This is a genomic window from Ewingella sp. AOP8-B2-18 (genome assembly GCF_052376015.1).
Classification (GTDB): domain Bacteria; phylum Pseudomonadota; class Gammaproteobacteria; order Enterobacterales; family Enterobacteriaceae; genus Ewingella; species Ewingella allii.
Window position 1 is genome coordinate 23,652 of the sequence record NZ_JBQSVB010000001.1, and the last position, 20,424, is coordinate 44,075.

Annotated in this window: 17 protein-coding genes and 1 tRNA gene; 13 read left to right on the forward strand and 5 right to left on the reverse strand. The window is 54.5% G+C overall.

Going from position 1 to position 20,424, the window contains the following annotated elements; genetic code table 11:
- Positions 1 to 235: 235 nt before the first annotated feature.
- Positions 236 to 706, forward strand: coding sequence for a YehS family protein (locus ACT3RR_RS00125; protein ID WP_353501158.1), 471 nt, complete (start codon positions 236 to 238; stop codon positions 704 to 706).
- An 89-nt stretch (positions 707 to 795) separates the two neighbouring features.
- On the opposite strand, the gene fadE is transcribed toward ACT3RR_RS00125, so the two are convergent.
- Positions 796 to 3,252, reverse strand: coding sequence for an acyl-CoA dehydrogenase FadE (gene fadE, locus ACT3RR_RS00130; protein ID WP_485901847.1), 2,457 nt, complete (start codon positions 3,250 to 3,252; stop codon positions 796 to 798).
- A gap of 248 nt (positions 3,253 to 3,500) precedes the next feature.
- Between fadE and lpcA the strand changes: the two genes are divergently transcribed.
- Entirely contained in the window at positions 3,501 to 4,082 is a 582-nt protein-coding gene (gene lpcA, locus ACT3RR_RS00135; RefSeq protein ID WP_496199495.1) for a D-sedoheptulose 7-phosphate isomerase, read from the forward strand.
- Positions 4,083 to 4,108: 26 nt separating this feature from the next.
- Positions 4,109 to 4,876: a class II glutamine amidotransferase gene (locus ACT3RR_RS00140; protein ID WP_034787904.1), complete on the forward strand. Its 768-nt coding sequence runs from the start codon at positions 4,109 to 4,111 to the stop codon at positions 4,874 to 4,876.
- Here the strand turns inward: ACT3RR_RS00140 and dpaA are convergent.
- Positions 4,847 to 5,572: a peptidoglycan meso-diaminopimelic acid protein amidase gene (dpaA, locus tag ACT3RR_RS00145; protein WP_034787907.1), complete on the reverse strand. Its 726-nt coding sequence runs from the start codon at positions 5,570 to 5,572 to the stop codon at positions 4,847 to 4,849. The two genes, ACT3RR_RS00140 and dpaA, sit on opposite strands and share 30 nt — an antisense overlap.
- Positions 5,573 to 5,869: 297 nt before the next feature.
- Positions 5,870 to 6,769 (reverse strand): glycerophosphodiester phosphodiesterase family protein, encoded by a 900-nt coding sequence (locus ACT3RR_RS00150; protein WP_496199496.1) that lies wholly within the window; start codon positions 6,767 to 6,769, stop codon positions 5,870 to 5,872.
- A 231-nt stretch (positions 6,770 to 7,000) separates the two neighbouring features.
- Between ACT3RR_RS00150 and dinB the strand changes: the two genes are divergently transcribed.
- Positions 7,001 to 8,059 (forward strand): DNA polymerase IV, encoded by a 1,059-nt coding sequence (gene dinB, locus ACT3RR_RS00155; protein WP_353501162.1) that lies wholly within the window; start codon positions 7,001 to 7,003, stop codon positions 8,057 to 8,059.
- 76 nt (positions 8,060 to 8,135) lie between these two features.
- On the opposite strand, the gene pepD is transcribed toward dinB, so the two are convergent.
- Complete coding sequence (gene pepD / locus ACT3RR_RS00160; protein WP_496199497.1) at positions 8,136 to 9,596, reverse strand: beta-Ala-His dipeptidase; 1,461 nt, start codon at positions 9,594 to 9,596, stop codon at positions 8,136 to 8,138.
- 307 nt (positions 9,597 to 9,903) lie between these two features.
- Between pepD and gpt the strand changes: the two genes are divergently transcribed.
- The 6 genes from gpt to ACT3RR_RS00190 all read left to right on the forward strand — a co-directional run bounded on the left by gpt (position 9,904) and on the right by ACT3RR_RS00190 (position 15,150).
- A complete protein-coding gene (gene gpt / locus ACT3RR_RS00165; RefSeq protein WP_353501164.1) occupies positions 9,904 to 10,362 on the forward strand; it encodes a xanthine phosphoribosyltransferase in 459 nt (152 codons plus the stop codon).
- 298 nt (positions 10,363 to 10,660) lie between these two features.
- Positions 10,661 to 11,908 (forward strand): esterase FrsA, encoded by a 1,248-nt coding sequence (frsA, locus tag ACT3RR_RS00170; RefSeq protein ID WP_496199498.1) that lies wholly within the window; start codon positions 10,661 to 10,663, stop codon positions 11,906 to 11,908.
- A gap of 64 nt (positions 11,909 to 11,972) precedes the next feature.
- Positions 11,973 to 12,374 carry a sigma factor-binding protein Crl gene (gene crl / locus ACT3RR_RS00175; protein ID WP_034787922.1) on the forward strand — a complete coding sequence of 134 codons (402 nt, stop codon included), beginning with the start codon at positions 11,973 to 11,975 and terminating at the stop codon, positions 12,372 to 12,374.
- 142 nt (positions 12,375 to 12,516) lie between these two features.
- Positions 12,517 to 13,620, forward strand: coding sequence for a glutamate 5-kinase (gene proB / locus ACT3RR_RS00180; protein ID WP_396130089.1), 1,104 nt, complete (start codon positions 12,517 to 12,519; stop codon positions 13,618 to 13,620).
- A gap of 23 nt (positions 13,621 to 13,643) precedes the next feature.
- Positions 13,644 to 14,897, forward strand: a complete 1,254-nt coding sequence (gene proA / locus ACT3RR_RS00185) for a glutamate-5-semialdehyde dehydrogenase (RefSeq protein ID WP_496199499.1) — start codon at positions 13,644 to 13,646, stop codon at positions 14,895 to 14,897.
- A 177-nt stretch (positions 14,898 to 15,074) separates the two neighbouring features.
- Positions 15,075 to 15,150, forward strand: a tRNA-Thr gene (locus tag ACT3RR_RS00190).
- Between the two features lie 30 nt (positions 15,151 to 15,180).
- On the opposite strand, the gene mdlD is transcribed toward ACT3RR_RS00190, so the two are convergent.
- Positions 15,181 to 16,491, reverse strand: a complete 1,311-nt coding sequence (gene mdlD / locus ACT3RR_RS00195) for an NAD(P)-dependent benzaldehyde dehydrogenase MdlD (RefSeq protein WP_496199500.1) — start codon at positions 16,489 to 16,491, stop codon at positions 15,181 to 15,183.
- A gap of 392 nt (positions 16,492 to 16,883) precedes the next feature.
- On the opposite strand from mdlD, the gene ACT3RR_RS00200 reads away from it, so the two are divergent.
- Genes ACT3RR_RS00200 through biuH form a run of 3 tightly spaced genes read left to right on the forward strand, consistent with a single transcriptional unit; the run spans position 16,884 to position 20,361 of the window.
- Positions 16,884 to 18,320, forward strand: coding sequence for an amidase (locus tag ACT3RR_RS00200; RefSeq protein ID WP_496199501.1), 1,437 nt, complete (start codon positions 16,884 to 16,886; stop codon positions 18,318 to 18,320).
- 31 nt (positions 18,321 to 18,351) lie between these two features.
- Positions 18,352 to 19,671, forward strand: a complete 1,320-nt coding sequence (locus tag ACT3RR_RS00205) for a purine-cytosine permease family protein (RefSeq protein ID WP_496199502.1) — start codon at positions 18,352 to 18,354, stop codon at positions 19,669 to 19,671.
- Positions 19,672 to 20,361, forward strand: coding sequence for a biuret amidohydrolase (gene biuH / locus ACT3RR_RS00210; RefSeq protein WP_496199503.1), 690 nt, complete (start codon positions 19,672 to 19,674; stop codon positions 20,359 to 20,361).
- The last annotated feature ends 63 nt before the right edge of the window (positions 20,362 to 20,424 follow it).

A 20,424-nucleotide genomic window follows, 5' to 3' on the forward strand; every position in this document is an offset into this window, starting at 1 on the left:
TTTTTTGTTTTTGATTTATAAAATGAAATTAACAGGGGGCGAGTTTATTATGATGGGATATATCGATTAGCTGTTTAGATTAGTCATCTCAGAGGCTTTTTTTTTGTATAGATGCCGGACGTGAACGTCAGTTCAGCGAAGCGCGCCAGTTTCTTGTATAATCTGCCGCTTCGAGGTGCGAAGGGGTGAACCCAGTGGCATTTCCTCGGTTTACTCCATACAGGAATACAGAATTATGATGCATAACGACGTCTTGCGCAGCGTGCGCCACATGCTTGATTTAAGCGAAGGCAGACTGATTGAGATCCTCAAAACGACCGGCGTGCCCGTCAGCCCGGAAGTGATGTCCCGCTATCTGAAAAAAGAGGACGAAGAGGGCTATATGGAAGTGCCTGACGAAGTCATGGCTAACTTCCTCAACGGTTTGATCACCTTCAAACGTGGTAAAGACGACCGTTTCCCGGTGCCAGAAGTAGAAAAACGCGTTACCAACAACATCATGTTGAAGAAGCTGCGCGTGGCTTTTGAACTGAAAACCGAAGATATGCTGAGCGTGTTGGCCGCCGCCGATTTCAAAATGTCCGAAGGCGAACTGAGCGCGTTCTTCCGCAAAGAAGGCCACAAGAACTACCGTCCTTGCGGCGATCAGGTTCTGCGCTACTTCCTGAAAGGTTTGACCGCGCGAGTCCGCCCGTCTAAAGCCTAAAGCCAGCTGGCCGTCTTATCGGCTTTGCCGCAAATAAAAAGCCTGAGTGTGTTATGCACTCAGGCTTTTTTGTGTTGCGGCTCGCCGTATTATGCGGCTTCAGTCTGCCGTGGTTTCACCACTTTCTTCTCTTCCTGCTCTGGCTTTTTTGCCGCCAGCTCGTCGGCTTCGAACTCATCCACGTTGATAGAACGCAGGCGGCTCTCTTCGGCGCGGCTTAGAATTCGGGCTTCATCCGGGGTCAGATGACCAGCATCCAGCCCTTTTTGCGCCAGAATATCCAGACGGGTGAATGACAGCTTTTTACCCATCGCGTCGGACAGACGTTTATGCACCGGCTCGGCGGCCAAAATGTCCATCAGGGCTTGTTCCAACTGACCAATCGGGTTGTGCTCGCTTGGCGTCAGATACTGGCCGCGACCAATGCGGCTGCGGGTAGCTGAGGGTACTTGCAGAATGCGCGCCAGCTCGTGGTCCAGTTGGTCAGAAGGGGCGGCCTGAGCACGGCCCAGCGGGAAGATAACAAAGCGCATCACGCCCGCTACCAGTCCGTTAGGGAAGTTACGCAGCAGCTCTTCAATGGCGATTTCCGCCTGATTCAGGCAGTCCTGCACGCCCCAATGCACCAGCGGCAGGTCTTCCTTATTGCGACCTTCCTCTTCGTAGCGTTTCAGCGTCGCCGTCGCCAGATAGATTTGGCTGAGGATGTCACCCAAACGGGCCGAAATGCGCTCGCGGCGTTTCAGGCTGCCACCCAGCACGCCCATGGAGATATCGGACAGCAGGGCCAGGTTGGCGCTCAGGCGGTTAATCTGCTGATAGTAGCGAGCCGTCGCGTCTTTGGCCGGCGTCTTGCTGGTGCGGCCGTTGGTCAGGCCCAGCCAGAAGCTGCGCACTTTGTTGCTGCCGACGTGGCCGATATGGCCGAACAGCGCGCGGTCGAAATCTTGCAGATCGTTGCTTTCCGCTGCCGCCATTTCACGCAGCACGTATGGATGGCAACGGATAGCGCCTTGGCCGAAGATAATCATGCTGCGAGTCAGGATGTTGGCGCCTTCTACCGTGATGGCAATTGGCGCACCCTGATAAGCACGGGCCACGAAGTTACTTTTGCCGAGCATAATGCCTTTACCGCCGGTGATATCCATGGCGTCCATCACGGCGCGCTGGCCACGGTGGGTACAGTGATATTTAACGATGGCTGACAGCACCGCCGGTTTTTCACCGAGCATAATGCCGTTGGTGATCAGCGTTGCCGCGGCATCCATGACATAGGCGTTACCGGCAATGCGCGCCAGCGGCTCTTCGATACCTTCCATTTTGCCGATAGGCAGTTTGAACTGGCGGCGAATATACGCATAAGCGCCGGTCGCCATCGCCAGTGATTTCAGGCTGCCGGTGGCGTTGGATGGCAGGGTGATACCGCGCCCAACCGACAGGCATTCAACCAGCATGCGCCAGCCCTGACCGGCCATTTTCGGACCACCGATGATGTAATCGATAGGCACGAAAATGTCTTTACCGCGCGTCGGACCATTTTGGAAAGGCACGTTCAGCGGGAAGTGACGGTGGCCGATTTCCACGCCTTGGGTATCCGTTGGGATCAGCGCACAGGTGATACCCAGCTCAGTGGTATCGCCCAGCAGGTGGTCCGGGTCTTTCAACTTAAAGGCCAGTCCCAGCACGGTAGCGATAGGCGCCAGCGTGATATAGCGTTTGTTCCAGGTCAGGCGCATGCCCAACACTTCTTTGCCTTCCCACTGGCCTTTACACACCACGCCAACGTCGGGAATGGCACCGGCATCAGAGCCTGCTTCCGGGCTAGTTAAGGCGAAGCAAGGGATTTCCAAACCTTGGGCCAGACGTGGCAGATAGTGATCTTTCTGCTCATCGGTGCCGTAATGTTGCAGCAGTTCGCCAGGGCCGAGGGAATTAGGCACGCCGACGGTGATGGCCAAAATGCCGGATACACCCGCCAGCTTTTGCAGCACGCGAGCCTGAGCGTAAGCCGAGAATTCGAGGCCGCCGTACTCTTTCTTGATAATCATCGCGAAGAAGCGGTGCTCTTTCAAATAGGCCCACAGCTCTGGCGGCAGGTCTGCCAGCTCATGGGTTATCTGGAAGTCATCCGCCATGCGGCAGGCTTCTTCCACCGGGCCGTCAATAAAGGCCTGCTCTTCTTCCGTCAGGCGCTGCTGCGGGTAGTCCTGTAACTTTTTCCAGTCAGGCGTGCCGCTGAACAGGTCGCCTTCCCACCAGGTGGTACCGGCTTCAATCGCCTCTTTTTCCGTGCGCGACATGCTTGGCATGACTTTACGGAAGGTGCGCAGAGCCGGCGCGGAGAACAGTGAACGGCGCAGAGCCGGAATGTTGAACGGCAGCAAGATAATCGCCAGCGGCACCAGCAGCCAGAGAGTCCACAGGTGAATTGCGCCCATGGCGGCAGTAAAAGCCAGAATAATCAAGCTACTAAGTTGTAAGTTCACGCGGTGATAGAACAACACACCGATGATAACGAGCAAGGCAACAATACTAAGAACCATCATGATGAATCTCCCCAGTTGTAGGAGGTCTGACCTGTTAGAGTGATATATTGGTTTTAGTTCAGGTCCATTTCTTTATCAATGTATTTACATCTTAATTACAACTTGGCTCACAAACCGATCGCACTAAGGGTCAAAATCACAAACATTCAGATTGATTACCGCTTCTTGGCTTCTCGCTGTTTCGGCAATCCGTTACACTGCGTAGCGGAACGCTTTATTGCTGAAAATGGACATAAAAAGAGGCTGCCATGTACCTAGATATTATCCGTAATGAACTGAACGAAGCTGCTGACACACTGAATAAATTCATCAGTGACTCAGCAAACATTGAGTCAATTCAACGTGCTGCCGTGCTGCTAGCGGATTCTTTTAAAGCGGGTGGGAAGGTGATTTCCTGCGGTAATGGCGGTTCGCACTGCGACGCCATGCACTTCGCTGAAGAACTGACTGGCCGTTACCGTGAAAACCGCCCGGGCTATCCGGCAATTGCCATTTCTGACGTCAGCCACATTTCCTGCGTAGGTAACGACTTTGGTTTCGACCATATTTTCTCTCGTTATGTTGAAGCTGTAGGGCAGAAGGGCGACGTGCTGCTGGGGATCTCCACCTCTGGCAACTCCGCCAACGTGATCAAAGCGATTGAAGCGGCGCGCACGAAAGGCATGAAAGTCATCACCCTGACCGGTAAAAACGGCGGCAAGATGGATGGCTCAGCTGACGTTGAAATTCGCGTACCGCACTTTGGTTTCGCGGATCGCGTACAGGAGATCCACATTAAAGTGATTCACATTTTGATTTTATTAATCGAAAAAGAGATGGCAAAAGCCTAAGGCTTTTGATGTAAAGGAGACTGGCAATGTGCGAATTGCTCGGGATGAGCGCCAACGTTCCTACTGATATCTGTTTTAGTTTCAGTGGGTTGGTGCAACGAGGTGGCGGCACGGGTCCGCATAAAGATGGCTGGGGTATTACTTTCTATGAAGGTAACGGTTGTCGCACCTTTAAAGATCCGCATCCGAGTTTTAATTCGCCCATTGCCCGTCTTGTTCAGGAGTATCCGATCAAATCCTGCGCGGTGATTTCGCACATTCGTCAGGCGAATCGCGGCGAAGTGTCGCTGGAAAATACCCATCCATTTACCCGCGAGCTGTGGGGCCGCAACTGGACCTACGCACACAACGGGCAGCTGCGCGGCTATCGCCAGCTGGACACCGGCACTCTAAGGCCCATCGGCCAGACTGACAGTGAATTCGCTTTCTGCTGGTTACTGCATAAATTGACTGAGCGCTATCCGCGCACGCCGGGCAACTGGCCTGCGGTGTTTCGCTATATTGCGTCGCTGGCTGACCAAATGCGGCAGAAGGGCGTGTTCAATATGCTGTTGTCGGACGGGCGCTTCGTGATGGCTTACTGCTCGACCAATCTGTATTGGATCACGCGCAGAGCGCCGTTTGGCAAGGCAACGTTGTTGGATCAGGATGTGGAAATCGATTTTCAGCAGCAGACGACACCCAATGATGTCGTCACGGTGATCGCTACCCAGCCATTAACGGGTAACGAAACCTGGAACAAGATTGCGCCAGGTGAATTCGCCTTATTTCACTGTGGTGAACGCCAACTGTGATCCCAGCGGCGTGGTTTGCACCGGCTGAGTCAGTACATACTTACCTGAACTGACTACCACGTTTGGCGGCGTATGATACTTCTGGAAGTAGTCATAGCCCGGCTTCAACTCGTTCCAGAAGCTGATGTAAGAAGAGTTTCTGTGCGACGCCATATTGGCATCCGTCATGCGGAACGGGTAAATGCTGATTTGCACGTTACGCTGGCCGTATTGGAAAGCCGCCTGCACATAAGTGAAAATTTCATCCATGTATTGATCGGTCATCGCATAACAGCCGATAGACTTACAGTTACCGTGGATCATTAAATATTTGCCGGAATAGCCCTGAGCCGTGTCGTAGGCATTCGGGAAACCGATGTTAATCGCGCGATAGAATTTGCTGTCAGGCTTTAAATGGTGAATATCGACGCTGTAAAAACCTTCCGGACTTTTGAAATCCCCTTCGCGGCGTTTATTTCCTAAACCGCCCGAGAAATCACAAATACCATAAGTGCCGATCAGGCGATATTCGCCCTGAAGTTCGGCATAAAGCTCAAGTTTGCGTTCCTGTTTAAAGATCTGGATATAAACCGGGGAACCCAAAAGTTTCTGTTTTAACGCTTGATCAACCGGGACAGGCTCACTGGCGGCCGCGGTGCCGAGGGTAAAAAGGGGCAAACTGAGGAGCATCGCAAGTAACAGCGCGATTCTGATCATTCTTATTCCTGCTTAACGATTCCCCTTGATAGTTGCTGTTGCTGCTGACATCGCGGCAATCTCAATTATGTGGGGTTTAGGTCTGATTATTTTGTCTACAGATACGAAGATCTTTAAGACCGCCACTGATATACAATCGGCATTAAACATGCATGATTCGATGCCATATTAATGCTGGTGGCTTTTTTAGCAATCCCACTAGGAATAAATTTACAGTTAAAGTGTGAAAAAATGATTTAGTTTACTTTTTGAGCAGCTTTTTTGTGAATACCCCGACATTTCTGCCGGGGAATATCTTTAGCGAGGAATGTTTTTGAAGTCAGCCGGTGAATTCACTAACACGCCGTCAGCCCCCAACGCTTTGGCCTGTTGATAGTCAGCCTGATTATTAATGCCGATCAGAATAATGTGCGCCTCTCCCTGTGAACGGAAGCAGTCCATCGCCTCTTTATCCCACGCCAGCGTTGCTTTAGAGCGCGCCTCACCCAAGGTGTATTTTTCCACCACTTCCACTTCACGTTTCATTTCCAACGCATACCAGCGGCTTTTGTCATCAGCTTTAATCTGGCACAAGTGCGCCATGGTGATATTAGCCAGCGCGGTGCGAGTGGTATCGCGGCTCTCAAAGCGTGGAATAGAGGCCGGAAGGGCTTCGAGATATTGGTTGTCGGTGGAGTAAATCCGCACTCTGCGCTGGCTATGCGTGTTGTCGAGCACCTTATTTAAGGCTTTGGCCATCTCGGCAGGTTTAGCGTCCGGTGTTTTGATATCAATATAGAAAGTGGTTTTGGGGAAGGCGTTGAGCACAGTTTCCAGACGGGGAATGCCGATGTTTTTGCCGCGATAAGGGTGATTATCGCCGTTGCCAAAGGCCCAACCTGCATCCATTTTCGACAGCTCCATCGCCGTGTACTGCGACACCGGACCACTCTGATTAGTCAGGGATTTTAAATCGGACGGGCGATACAGCACCGCGACGTTATCTTTGGATAGCTGCACGGTGATCCAAATGGCATCCGCGCCATTTTTTAGCGCCAGTTCGATGGCGGCAACCGTGTTCTCTGGAGCATCAGCCGTGCCGCCGCGATGGGCAATGATCTGCGGCGCGCCGCTAATCGTTGCTGTAAAGCCAGTCAGCGGGAACAGAGCGCTGCACAACAGAGTGGTGCATAACAATTTTCGATTAAAGCTGATCATAACTAATTCCTTTTAGAGACAATGGAGCAATTAATATACAGCGTGATTGTGAAAATAATATTAAATCCATGCCTAAAAACGATTATTTCTCTTTATCCAATCTGAAATTGAGATAACTATTATTGGGATAAATAAGCGGTATTTTTAATATTTGTCTACCCTATGGTTTAATCGAGCGGACTTGAATTTCCATCTTGATACTGTATGCTTGTACAGTCATTGGGAGGGGCTATGCGTAAAATTATTCACGTTGATATGGATTGCTTCTTCGCGGCAGTTGAAATGCGCGACGATCCTTCATTGCGTGATATCCCCATTGCCATCGGCGGCAGCCGCGATCGCCGCGGTGTGATCAGCACGGCAAACTATCCGGCGCGCAAGTTTGGCGTCCATAGCGCGATGCCCACCGGCATGGCCCTCAAGCTCTGCCCGCACCTCAAAGTGATCCCCGGCCGGATGGAAGCCTATAAAGAAGCCTCCAACCATATTCGTGAAATCTTCTCCCGCTACACTTCGCTGATTGAACCCCTCTCGCTCGACGAGGCTTACCTCGATGTCTCTGAATCGACCCAGTGCAATGGCTCTGCAACGCTTATCGCCGCTGAGATCCGTCAGGCTATTTCTGATGAAATCAACCTCACGGCGTCGGCCGGGATCGCGCCCATCAAGTTCCTCGCTAAGATCGCCTCCGACTTAAATAAGCCCAACGGCCAGTTCGTGATAACGCCAGATAAAGTTGCCGACTTCTTGCAAGACCTGCCGCTGAGCAAAATCCCCGGCGTGGGCAAAGTGACGGCAAAACGTTTGCAGGAGCACGGCCTGATCACCTGTGGCGACGTGCAGCGTTATGATTTGGCGAAGCTGCTAAAAGGCTTCGGCAAGTTTGGTCGCGTGCTGTGGGAACGCTGTCAGGGCATCGACGAGCGCGAAGTCTCGTCAGAACGCCTGCGTAAATCTGTGGGGGTCGAACGCACGCTGGCCGAAGATATTCACAGTTGGGAAGAGTGCGTGGCACTGATCGACAGACTCTATCCCGAGCTAGAAACCCGGCTCAGCCGCGTTAGCCCTGATCTGCGAATTGCCCGGCAGGGTATAAAGCTGAAGTTTCACGATTTCCAGCAAACCACCCAAGAGCACGTGTGGCCGGTGTTGAATAAAAATGATTTGTTGAAGGTGGCGTATGAAGCTTGGGAACAGCGGCGGGGCGGTCGAGGTGTACGGCTAGTGGGGTTACATGTGACTTTGCAAGATCCGCAGATCGAGAGGCAGTTGCTGCTGCCTTGGGAGTAAGGCTGAAAACGATTTATCTTCTTTGGTTTTGGTTTTGATTCCTCCCCCTTCTCAGGGGGAGGAGCAAAAGAAACTATTACTTACGCTCTGGGATCGCTTTCAGCAGGGCGGTCAGCAGCTTCCAGTACAGGTCAACGCTATCGATCTCAACTTGCTCATCCGGCGAGTGTGGGCCAGTGATGGTTGGGCCGATAGACACCATGTCCATGTCTGGATATGGCTTTTTGAACAGACCACATTCCAGACCGGCATGGATAACCATGATGTTTGGCGTCTTGTCGAACAGCTGCTGGTAGGTTTCGCGTACCAGCGTCATGACCGGAGAGCTTGGCTCTGGTTTCCAGCCAGGATAGCTGCCTTTCGCCAAAGTTTTAGCGCCAGCCAGCTGGCCGAGAGAAGTCAGCATGCTGACTACGTACTCTTTGCCACTGTCGATCAGGGAGCGGATCAGGCAGTTGATCGCCACTTCGCCGTCGGTCATGGTGACAACGCCGACGTTCAGAGAGGTTTCAACTACGCCTTTCACGTCGTCGCTCATGCGGATCACGCCGTTTGGCGTGGCGTTGAGCAATGACAGGAAGTGGTGCTGGTTCTCTTTGTTCAGCGCTTTTGCGTCGCTTTGCGCCGCTTCTACTACGAAAGCAATTTTCTTCTCAACCGCAGCCAGTTCGAATTGAACCGTCGCCAGAAACTCTTGGGCAGCGGCTTTCAGCGCGTCGGCTTTGTCAGCAGCAACGGCAACGATCGCAATGGCTTCGCGTGGGATAGCGTTACGCAGCGTACCGCCAGTGAAGTCAATCAGGCGCAGGCCGTGAGCTTCAGCGTTGTCAGCCAGGAAGCGAGCAAGCAGTTTGCTGGCGTTGCCCAGACCTAAGTGAATGTCAGCGCCGGAGTGGCCGCCTTTCAAGCCTTTGAAGGTCAGTTTCAGCAGGCTGTAGCCCGCAGGAACGGCTTCGCGAGTCAGGGAAAGGGTAGAGGTGAAGTCGATGCCACCGGCGCAACCCATGTAGATTTCGCCTTCGGTTTCTGAGTCAGTGTTGATCAGAATTTCAGACTGTAACCAGTTTGGCTGAAGGCCGAATGCGCCTGCCATGCCGGTTTCTTCGGTCATGGTCAGCAGCACTTCCAGCGGGCCGTGCTCCACGGATTCGTCAGCCAATACTGCCAGCGCAGAGGCTAAACCAATGCCGTTATCAGCACCCAGCGTGGTGCCGCGTGCTTTTACCCAACCGTTATCAATGTACGGCTGGATGGGATCTTTGGTGAAATCGTGAACAGTGTCGTTGTTCTTCTGCGGCACCATGTCGAGGTGAGCCTGCAGGGCGACGGCTTTACGATTTTCCATGCCTTTAGTGGCTGGCTTACGCAATAATATGTTGCCGACTTCATCACGCTCAGCGTGAATACCTTTTTCCTGTGCCCATTCAACGATGTGTTTTGCCAGCGCTTCTTCATGATAAGAAGGGTGTGGAATCGAGCAAACTTTGGCAAAAATATCCCACAGCGGTTGTGGCGAAAGTTGAGACAATTCAGACACTATGAGTCTCCTGTAACAGTCAGCTCAGTCAGAAGGCATTGGCCGGTGAACTGATTGAGGTGCTGTAGGTTTAAGGTTAATTATTCATCCGATCCAGTTGCCATCCTGTGTGGCGGCTGGTCAAACAGAATATCACTTAATCCTAAGCTGTGCGCGTAAGGCAGTGGAAAATCCTTGGCGTTTGCGGGGTTCCGGCCTCATAACCGCTGGTTTTTGTGAGCTGGACTCACTATAATCTCGCGCAACCTTTTTTCTTCCCCCCGAATACATTTTTAGAAGCCGTCATTTCACTGGCTGGGACACCTATATGAGCGAAAAATACGTTGTAACTTGGGACATGCTGCAAATCCACGCCCGCACCATGGCAAAACGCCTGCTGCCGGCAGAACAATGGAAAGGCATCATCGCGGTGAGCCGTGGCGGTTTAGTTCCTGCCGCCCTGTTGGCCCGTGAACTGTGCATTCGTCACGTTGATACCGTGTGCATCTCAAGCTACGACCACGACAATCAGCGCGAAATGAAAGTGCTGAAACGCGCCGAAGGTGACGGTGAAGGCTTCATCGTAGTTGACGACTTAGTAGATACCGGCGGCACCGCCAAAGCTATTCGCGATATGTATCCGAAAGCGCACTTCATCACCATGTTCGCCAAGCCGGCCGGTGCGCCGCTGGTTGATGACTACGTGATTGATATTCCGCAGGACACGTGGATTGAGCAGCCGTGGGATATGGGGATTGCTTTTGTCCCTCCTTTAGTCGGCAAATAAAATCCTCGTCATCCTTCGAGCTGTCTCTGCGTTGGCTGCCTCACCTCACCCCAGTCACTTACTGGAGTAGGCTCCTGAGGATTCGGTTCGTTGCCGTCTGGACACAACTCGAATGATTTAGAGGATTTTGAGCTGGATTGAGAGTATACAATTCCAAAAAACGCCTGACCTTTTGGTTGGGCGTTTTTGTTTTTGGATGGCGTTCATTTCATCGCGCTTGACCTGCGTCCTGAGTTATCGCAACGTGTCCCTGTTATAATTCTCGTCCACGCAGCTGGTTAACGGAGGATTTTGCATCATGGCACCAGCCAACCTTACGGAAAAACTGTTCAAACCCACCTTCAAATATCCTGAAACCTCGACGCTGGTTCGTCGCGTGCACCACGCCGGAGTGAATACCCTGCACTCGGCGCTGGAAGGGGACTCGGCGCCTTGCTGGTATCGCACGATTAACCGTTTGATGTGGTTGTGGCGCGGTGTGGATCCGCTGGAAGTGGAAGAGGTGCTGTCGCGCATTGCCGTTTCTACCGCCAAGCGCAGCGACGAACGTTTACTGGATACCGTGATTGGTTATCGTGGCGGTAACTGGATTTATGAGTGGTCGCAGCAGGGTATGGCGTGGCAACAAAAAGCGCTAGAGGCGCAAGATTTGGCCCTTGCCAGCGAGTATTGGCTCAAAGCCGCCAACCTTTATAGCATTGCGGGCTATCCTCATCTGAAAGGCGACACGCTGGCCGAACAGGCCGAAGTGCTAGCCAACAAGGCTTTCGAGCAGTCTGCTTTAAACTCACCGTATCAATTGAAAGAGATCGACTTCGGCATTGAAGGCGGCAGTGCGATCACCGGTTTCCTGCATCTGCCCAATGAAGGCAAAGCGCCATTCCCAACGGTGTTGGTGTGTGGCGGTTTAGACACCTTACAGAGTGACCATCAGCGGCTGTTTCGCGACTACCTTGCGCCGCGTGGCATTGCCATGTTGACCATCGACATGCCGTCGATTGGCTTCTCCGCCAAGTGGAAACTGACGCAGGACACCAGCTTCCTGCATCAACAAGTATTGAAGAAACTGACCGACGTGGTGTGGATAGACTCGACCAAAGTCAGCCTGCTCGGTTTCCGCTTTGGCGCCAACGTCGCCGTGCGTCTGGCCTATTTAGAGCCGCGACGAGTTCGCGCTGTGGCCACCCTCGGCGCGTTAGTTCATACGCTATTATTTGACGCCAAATGTCAGGACAAAGTGCCCGACATGTATATGGACGTGCTGGCCAGCCGGCTGGGGATGTCCAATGCCAGCGACAGCGCGCTGAAGACTGAACTTAATAGGTATTCTCTGAAAACGCAGGGCCTGCTGGGGCGCAGAACGCCGACGCCAATTATCGCCGGTTATTGGGATCAAGACCCTTTCAGCCCGAAAGATGAATCGCGTTTAATCGTTGATTCTTCGGGGGATGGCAAGCTGTTGAGCATTAAAAGAGAGCCGCTTTATCAGAATTTCGACAAGGCGCTCCACGATATTTGTGATTGGTTATCGGCTCACATGCGTTAAACGAAAAGGTTGCTAATTCTTAAGGGTTTGCTACAAATAAAGCCCCCAAAAAGGAGAATGTGTAATGACGTTACCAAGTGGTCACCCTAAAAGTAGGCTAATGAAACGTTTCGGCACGCTGGGGCCCTATATCAGGGAAGCCAAGTGCGAGAACGATCGCTTTTTCTTCGACTGTTTGGCGGTATGCGTTAACGTAAAACCCGCGCCGGAGAAGCGTGAATTCTGGGGCTGGTGGATTGAGCTTCAGGCTGAAGAAGAGCGTTTTACTTATGTTTATCACTTCGGGTTGTTCGACAAAGAGGGCGACTGGAAGGAGCAAAACATTAAAGATGCTGAAGTGCGTGACAAGCTGGAGACTACGCTGCGTGGCTTCCACAAAAACCTCAACGCCATGATTGTCGAGATGTCGTTGAAGCTCGAACCTGCAGAAGATTTTGGCGACGAACCTTTGAAACTGTCGGCCTAAAGTCCGCGATTTTCCCCTGTCTGAACCCTGCAATTTAGCGTTATGCCCTGCGGCATAACGCTGTTCTCCTTTTCCAAAGACAACAGTACACTTCATCATTTAAACTCTATTCAATTCTTCAAACGCAAACGGCAGAAAGATTATGAGTGGCAGCCAAACATTGGTTGTAAAACTGGGCACTAGCGTGCTCACCGGCGGCTCCCGTCGCCTTAATCGTGCTCACATTGTTGAGCTGGTTCGCCAGTGCGCGCAGCAACACGCGGCAGGGCACAGAATTGTTATCGTGACGTCGGGCGCTATCGCCGCCGGGCGCGAACATCTGGGCTACCCCGAACTCCCCGCCACCATCGCCTCCAAGCAGTTATTGGCGGCGGTGGGGCAGAGCCGTTTGATTCAACTGTGGGAACAGCTGTTTTCCATTTATGGCATTAATGTCGGCCAGATGCTGCTGACTCGCGCCGACATGGAAGACCGCGAGCGCTTCCTCAACGCGCGTGACACCATGAACGCGCTGCTCGATAACCATATCGTGCCGGTCATTAATGAAAACGACGCCGTTGCCACCGCCGAGATTAAAGTCGGTGACAATGACAACCTGTCGGCGCTGGCGGCGATTTTAGCCGGTGCGGACAAACTGCTGTTGCTGACTGACCAGCGCGGCCTGTTCACCGCCGACCCGCGCAACAACCCGCAGGCTGAGTTGATTCGCGAAGTGACCGCCATCGATGACGCCCTGCGCGGCATCGCGGGCGACAGCGTATCAGGCCTCGGCACCGGCGGCATGGCCACCAAACTGCAAGCCGCCGACGTGGCGTGCCGCGCCGGCGTCGACACCATTATTGCCGCCGGTAACCTGCCGGGCGTGATTGCCGACGTCATCAATGGCGTGTCAGTGGGGACTCGCTTCCACGCCATGCAAACCCCGCTGGAGAACCGCAAACGCTGGATCTTCGGCGCGCCGCCTGCGGGTGAAATTACTATTGATGATGGCGCGGTTGCCGCCATGCTGGAGCGCGGCAGCTCGCTGCTGCCGAAGGGCATCCGTGAAGTGAAAGGCGATTTCTCGCGAGGGGAGGTGATCCGCATTCGCAATCTGACTGGTCGCGATTTGGCCCACGGGGTCAGCCGCTACAACAGCGACGCGATGCGCATGATTGCCGGTCACCACTCCCAGCAGATTAGCGAAATCCTCGGTTACGAATATGGCCCGGTCGCCGTACACCGTGACGATATGATTGTCAGTTAAGACTGGTTTTTAAGGATATACCCATGTTAAACGCAATGGGCCAGGCCGCCAAACAGGCCTCTTATACGCTTTCTACACTGAGCACCGCGCAGAAGAACCACGCGCTGCAAGTGATTGCCGATATGCTGGAGGCCAACAGCCAGAGCATTATTCAGGCCAACGAATTAGACATGTCCGCCGCCCGCGCCAGCGGCATGAGCGAAGCCTTGCTCGACCGCCTGCTGCTGACCCCTGCGCGCCTGGCCGCCATCGCCAGCGATGTGCGCGACGTGTGCCGCCTGAGCGACCCGGTCGGCCAGATTATTGACGGCTCGACCCAAGACAGCGGCCTGAAGCTGGAGCGCCGCCGCGTGCCTTTGGGCGTGGTCGGGGTGATTTATGAAGCGCGTCCCAACGTCACCATTGACGTCGCCAGCCTGTGCCTGAAAACCGGCAACGCGGCGATTCTGCGCGGTGGCAAAGAGACGCATCACACCAATCAGGCGACGGTAAAAGTGATTCAGCAGGCGCTGGAGCAGTGTGGTCTGCCTCGCGCGGCGGTGCAGGCGATTGAAAGCCCGGATCGCCAGCTGGTCGCCAAGATGCTGCGTCTGGACAAGTATATCGACATGCTGATCCCGCGCGGCGGCGGGGCGCTGCACAAGCTGTGCCGCGAGCAGTCGACCATTCCGGTGATCACCGGCGGTATCGGCGTGTGCCATACCTTTGTTGATGAGAGTGTGGATTTCGCCAAAGCGCTGACCCTGATTGAAAGCGCCAAAGTTCAGCGCCCAAGTGCCTGTAACAGCCTCGAGACCCTGTTGGTTCATCAGGCCATTGCGGCCCGCTTCCTGCCTGAGCTGAGTGCCAAAATGCATGCCGCAGGCGTCACGCTGCACGCCAGCGAGTCGGCATTGCCTTATCTGCAAAATGGCGCGGCGAAGGTGGTGGCAGTGACGGAAGAAGATTATCAGGACGAGTGGCTGTCGCTGGATTTGAACGTCACGCTGGTGGCGGATATCGACGAGGCTATCGCCCACATCCGTAAATACGGCACCGAGCACTCTGACGCTATTTTGACGCGCTCTATCAGTCAGGCCGACCGTTTCGTCAATGAAGTGGACTCCTCGGCGGTTTACGTCAACGCCAGCACCCGCTTCACTGACGGCGGACAGTTTGGTTTAGGCGCAGAAGTGGCGGTCAGCACGCAAAAACTTCACGCCCGTGGCCCAATGGGCTTAGAAGCGCTGACCACCTACAAGTGGATTGGCTACGGCGATGATTTAGTGCGCCCGTAAAAGCCCAAAAAATAGCCCCGAATCACTGGGGCTATTAACAAAAACTATACAGAAATCATCATTTCCAAGCCTTCCATCACCCGCTGTGACGAGAAAAGCAGCAGTCGATTCTTTGCCTCTTGACTTGCGACTCGGATTTCAATAATTTGTCACCCCGAAGTAACCCGCAGTAAAAATGCCGACTTAGCTCAGTAGGTAGAGCAACTGACTTGTAATCAGTAGGTCACCAGTTCGATTCCGGTAGTCGGCACCATTTCAAAGCAAGCCCCCTCTAGATTTATCCTTATTTATTAATCACCACCGATTTGCGATGAGTAAACGCCAGATAGCTGTAATGCCCGTGATATTCACCCACGCCTGAGTTACCGATGCCGCCGAATGGCAGATACGGTGAGCTTGCCTGCTGCATGACGCCATTCACGATGGCATCGCCCGAAGGGATTTTGGACGTGATTTTACGGCCTTTCTCAATGTCATTGGTAAAGACATAAGCCGCCAGAGGTTTCGGGTGATGCTTATTCACGCCCTCGGCAATCTGCTCAATCTCAGTGAAAGTCATCACTGGCAGAACCGGGCCAAATAGCTCTTCGCGCATCAATGCGTCATCCCAACCCACATTATCCACTACCGTAGCCTGCATGTGGCGCGTTGCGGCATTGGCCTCGCCGCCATAGATGACTTCCCCTTGGGTCTGCTCAAGCATGCCGGTCAATCTTTCAACCTGTTTGCTCGAAACCAGCTTACCGATTGAATCGACGTTAGGGATGGCGGTTTTGATACGCTCAACCAGTTTGGCGAGCAGGGCGTCTTTTACGCTTTCGTGGGCCAACACGTAGTCCGGTGCAACACAGGTTTGGCCGCTGTTGGAGAATCGGCCGAAGGTCAGCATATCCACTGCGCGATCTAAATTGGCATCTTCCAACACGATAAATGGCGATTTCCCGCCCAGTTCGAGGATCACCGGCGTCAGGTTTTTGGCTGCGGCGGTCATGACAATCTTCCCAACCGCAGGGCTGCCGGTGAAGAAGATGAAGTCAAACGGCAGGCTCAGTAGAAATTCATTCTCGTCACGGCCCCCTTGGATAACCGCAATGTACTCTTCATCAAATACAGACTGAATGATCTTCTGGATAACCAGCGCGGTTTCAGGAACGGATTCAGAAGGTTTGATGACGGCGGTATTGCCACCCGCAATCGCCCCCAGCAGTGGGCAAAACACCAGATTGATCGGGTAGTTGAACGGGCCAATGATGTAGCTCACACCAAAGGCTTCGTGCTCAATAAAGGCTTCAGAGAAGGTGGTGCCAGGATAAGAAGGCACGGTTTCAGGCACTGCCCATTCGTCGAGATGCGCTAGGGTGAAATCCAGTTCTGAGATGACCCGGCCTATCTCGGTGCGATCAACCAGATCCTTGGATTTCCCGAGGTCGCTATCCAACGCGGCATACAGGTCTTCAGTGTGACTGACAATAGACTGCTTGAGCTTTTGCAGGCTCTCCTTCCTGAAGGCAACGCTTTTGGTCGCTTCAGTTTTGAAGAAATTCTTCTGCTTAGTAAAAACGGCCTGAATGGTCGAGTTATCAGTTTTTAACATTTCAATTCTCCGGTGTTGGGTACCACTTCATGATCAATCTTAGACAGCGATGGTTCTGGCGGCTCTAAAGCTAAGTGCACATTCCATTTAGTCTACTTGGTGGTCGTGGCACTCTCCTAGGTTCCAATTGTTACCATCCAGCACGGCCGCCCATCCTCAGTGCACCCCCTGCCTTTTTTCCGTGCAGTGCTAGCAATCACCGCTATCCCTCGCTCAATTCCCTCTGTTCACCTCTCTGCTTCACGCCGCGCAAAGCTTGTATTCAAGTCAGTATCCATAAGCCCGCTAGCTATTTCTTACTCTCATTTTGTGAAGTCGATCAAATAGTGGCCTGCTTTATGCATTTCTCACCACATTGGATAGTCATGTGGGTTTGATAAGGCAGCGCGGCGATGAACGAGATCCTGAATTTTGATGCACAAAAGCTGGCGCGGCTGATTCGCCAGCGCGAGCTGTCTGCGGTGGAAGTCACCACGGCGTCGCTTGAACAGATGCAGCAGCTTGAACCCACTCTGCACGCCTTCTGCACCCCAACGCCTGAGCTGGCGATGGCGCAGGCGAAAGCTATCGATCTCAAACTGGCGAAAGGTGAAACCGTCGGGCCACTGGCCGGGGTTCCTCTTGCAGTAAAAGACCTGATTAACACCGCCGGGGTGAAAACCACCTCCGGCTCATTCGTCTATGAACACTTTATTCCCGACGAAGACGACATCGTGGTCGAACGCGTGCGTAACGCCGGGGCGGTTATCCTCGGTAAAACCACCGCGCCGGAGTTTGGCTATAGCGGCGTGGGCCACAACCCGTTGTTCGAATCGCCGCGCAACCCGTGGGATATCAGCAAAACCCCCGGTGGCTCCAGCGCGGGTTCCGGCGTGGCGTTGGCGGCACGCATGTGCCCGCTGGCGCTGGGCAGCGACGGCGGCGGCTCGGTGCGCATTCCGGCAGCCCACTGCGGCGTCTATGGCTTGAAAGCCTCAATGGGGCGAGTGCCGCTCTATCCGGGATGCCGCGACGAACGCTATCCGGGCGTCTCTAGCTGGGAATCCCTCGAGCACATTGGCCCGATGACCCGCAGCGTGGCCGACGCCGCGTTGATGATGTCGGTGATGGCTGGCCCTGACGCCCGTGACCGACACTCGATTCCAGCAGGCGATGTCGACTGGCTGGGCGCAACCCAACGCGACATCAAAGGCCTGCGCGTCGCCGTCAGCGCCGACTGGGGATACGCCGCCGTTGACCCTGAAGTGCGCGACGTTTTTGCTCAGGCGGTCAGCGTGTTTGAACGCGAGCTGGGCTGCGTGGTGGAGTACGCCCATCCCGGCTTCAGCGACCCGCGCCGTGCCTTTATGGCGCTGGTGGCGATGGACACCGACCTAGTCGGCATGCGCCGCCTACTGCCGAAGTTCGGCGACAGGATGTCTCCCCATCTGGTGGACATGTTGAGCCGCAACTGGACGGCGGAGGACTTCACCAACGCCATCACCGAGCGCAAAGCCGTGACCAACCAGATGTGGCGCTTTATGCAGCGTTACGACCTGCTGCTGACACCGACGCTTGCCGTCGCGCCATTTCCTCTACACATGCAGGGGCCGGAAGTGATTGAAGGCCGCATGGTCGCCAACAACGAATGGCTGAGCCTCTGCTTCCCAATGAATTTAACCGGCCAGCCAGCGGCCTCTGTTCCTGCTGGTTTTACCCCGTCTGGATTGCCCGTCGGCTTACAGCTGGTGGGGCGGCATTTGGATGATGCCACTGTTCTTGCCGCCAGTGCGGCGTTTGAGCAAGCGCAGCCGTGGAACCACCTGCAACCCGGTGTTCTGTCGCGCTGATTTTTCATCTTATTGACCAGGAATCGCCACTATGAAAACTAACAACAAAAACGACGCAGCGGGAAAAGGGCTTGAGCAGGAGTTTGAGCACAGCCCGGTTCCGCTCACCCATCGCCACTCAACCCGCTCGGTGTCCGCCGTGTGGTTTGGCTTCCCGATGATCCTCACCAACGCGCTGTTCGGCGGCATCATCACCTGGCATCTCGGCTTTTGGCCCGCGATAGCCGCCATTCTGCTGGGTAACCTGGTGCTGTTTGGCTATGTCGGCGCGCTGAGCCACTTCGCCGGTTCAACCGGGCTGAACTTTGCTCTGCAAGCCAAAAAGACCTTTGGTACCAAGGGTTACGGCTGGGTATCCGGTTTTCTCTCGACGGTGGTGATTGGCTGGTACGCCTTCCAGACGGGTTTAACCGGCACGGTAATTCATGAAACCTTTGGCTGGAATGAGCTGGGCGTCAGCGCCTTCGCCGCCGTGCTCTACATTGGCATCACCTTTCTCGGCGTGCGCGCGCTCTCCCTGCTGGGCATGATTGCCGCGCCGATGTACGTGATCCTCGGGCTGGTGGCGCTGTGGCTTATCTCCGGCACCCATGACTTAACGCAGATTGTGAACTGGCACGGTTCGGCGGCAGTGGCCGGTGGCATGACCATGGGCACGGCAGTGACGATGGTGGTGGCAGGCTTTGCTGACTCCGGCACCATGACCGCTGACTTCACCCGTTGGTCGAAGGACGGCAAGTCGGCGGTGATCGCCGCATTCTCGGCTTTCCCTGTGGCTAACGTGATTTCCTATCTGTTTGGCGTGGTGATTGTCGCGGCGGGCGCGGCTATCGATCCGCTGCAAAACGGCGGCAATTTCCTCTCTCTGTTGATGGGCCACGGCGCGCTGCTGGAAGTGCTGGCCTTCGTCTTCGTGTTCATCAACCTCGGCTCGGTCTGTACGCACTGCCTCTATAACGGCGCGATGGGCTTCAGCCACCTGTTTGGCAGCAAGATGCGCTTATGGACGGTGATTCTGGGCGTGATTGGCGGCGTGCTGGCGCTGGTGGGTGTCTGGCACTACTTCTTAAACTGGCTGAGCCTGCTCGGCGTGGCCGTGCCGCCGTTTGGTGCGGTGATGATTGTTGACCTGATCCTGATGGGTGAAATCAGCCGCCTGCGCACCGAGCAGCGCGTCCGCGCCAGCGCCTTTGTGGCATGGGCCATCGGCACCTGCTGCGCCACCGTCGCACATATTTGGTTCCCGTCAGTGGGCGAGGCCATTGTTGGGCTGGTGGCCGGTGCTGTCTCTTATTACGCAATCACCATGCTGGCAATTAAATCGCCGGTCGTCGCGCTGGAGAAGAAATAAATGGCCGAATTTACTGTTAACGCTGACCCGTACCGCTGGCCGTTCGACGGCTCGCTGTCTGCCGCGAACACGGCGCTTATCGTCATCGATATGCAAACCGATTTTTGCGGCAAGGGCGGTTATGTCGACACCATGGGCTATGACATTGCCTTGACGCGCGCGCCGATTGCGCCGATTGCCTCGGTGCTAGCCGCGATGCGTGCGCAGGGCTTCACCATTATTCACACCCGCGAAGGGCATCGCCCGGATCTCAGCGATTTGCCCGCCAATAAACGCTGGCGCTCGAAGCAGATTGGCGCGGAGATTGGCTTTGCCGGGCCTTGCGGGCGCATCTTGGTGCGCGGCGAGCCGGGCTGGGAAATCATCCCCGAGCTGGCGCCTTTGGCTAATGAAACCATCATCGACAAGCCGGGCAAAGGCTCGTTTTACGCCACCGATCTGGAGCTGGTGCTGCACACGCGTGGCATCAAAAACCTGATCATTACCGGCATCACCACCGATGTTTGCGTGCACACCACGCTGCGCGAAGCCAACGATCGCGGTTTCGAATGCATGGTGCTGTCCGACTGCTGCGCGGCGACGGAGCAAAAGCATCACGAAGCGGCACTCAGCATGATCAAAATGCAGGGCGGGATCTTCGGCGCGGTGGCGGATTCCGCCACGCTGCTGGATGCTCTCGCCACGGCGTAATCTTTTCCTGACAGCTTCGGCCAAGAATTTTAAACCTCAAAGCGTGAGCGCTTCGTTTGAATA

What these genes read in the sequence shown, in the direction of transcription:
- proA (WP_496199499.1), top strand. Translation starts at nt 13,644, where the DNA reads ATGTTAAACGCAATGGGCCAGGCCGCCAAACAGGCCTCTTATACGCTT.
- lpcA (WP_496199495.1), top strand. Translation starts at nt 3,501, where the DNA reads ATGTACCTAGATATTATCCGTAATGAACTGAACGAAGCTGCTGACACA.
- dinB (WP_353501162.1), top strand. Translation starts at nt 7,001, where the DNA reads ATGCGTAAAATTATTCACGTTGATATGGATTGCTTCTTCGCGGCAGTT.
- gpt (WP_353501164.1), top strand. Translation starts at nt 9,904, where the DNA reads ATGAGCGAAAAATACGTTGTAACTTGGGACATGCTGCAAATCCACGCC.
- fadE (WP_485901847.1), bottom strand. Translation starts at nt 3,252, where the DNA reads ATGATGGTTCTTAGTATTGTTGCCTTGCTCGTTATCATCGGTGTGTTG.
- frsA (WP_496199498.1), top strand. Translation starts at nt 10,661, where the DNA reads ATGGCACCAGCCAACCTTACGGAAAAACTGTTCAAACCCACCTTCAAA.
- ACT3RR_RS00125 (WP_353501158.1), top strand. Translation starts at nt 236, where the DNA reads ATGATGCATAACGACGTCTTGCGCAGCGTGCGCCACATGCTTGATTTA.
- ACT3RR_RS00205 (WP_496199502.1), top strand. Translation starts at nt 18,352, where the DNA reads ATGAAAACTAACAACAAAAACGACGCAGCGGGAAAAGGGCTTGAGCAG.
- proB (WP_396130089.1), top strand. Translation starts at nt 12,517, where the DNA reads ATGAGTGGCAGCCAAACATTGGTTGTAAAACTGGGCACTAGCGTGCTC.
- crl (WP_034787922.1), top strand. Translation starts at nt 11,973, where the DNA reads ATGACGTTACCAAGTGGTCACCCTAAAAGTAGGCTAATGAAACGTTTC.
- ACT3RR_RS00150 (WP_496199496.1), bottom strand. Translation starts at nt 6,769, where the DNA reads ATGATCAGCTTTAATCGAAAATTGTTATGCACCACTCTGTTGTGCAGC.
- biuH (WP_496199503.1), top strand. Translation starts at nt 19,672, where the DNA reads ATGGCCGAATTTACTGTTAACGCTGACCCGTACCGCTGGCCGTTCGAC.
- dpaA (WP_034787907.1), bottom strand. Translation starts at nt 5,572, where the DNA reads ATGATCAGAATCGCGCTGTTACTTGCGATGCTCCTCAGTTTGCCCCTT.
- mdlD (WP_496199500.1), bottom strand. Translation starts at nt 16,491, where the DNA reads ATGTTAAAAACTGATAACTCGACCATTCAGGCCGTTTTTACTAAGCAG.
- ACT3RR_RS00200 (WP_496199501.1), top strand. Translation starts at nt 16,884, where the DNA reads ATGAACGAGATCCTGAATTTTGATGCACAAAAGCTGGCGCGGCTGATT.
- ACT3RR_RS00140 (WP_034787904.1), top strand. Translation starts at nt 4,109, where the DNA reads ATGTGCGAATTGCTCGGGATGAGCGCCAACGTTCCTACTGATATCTGT.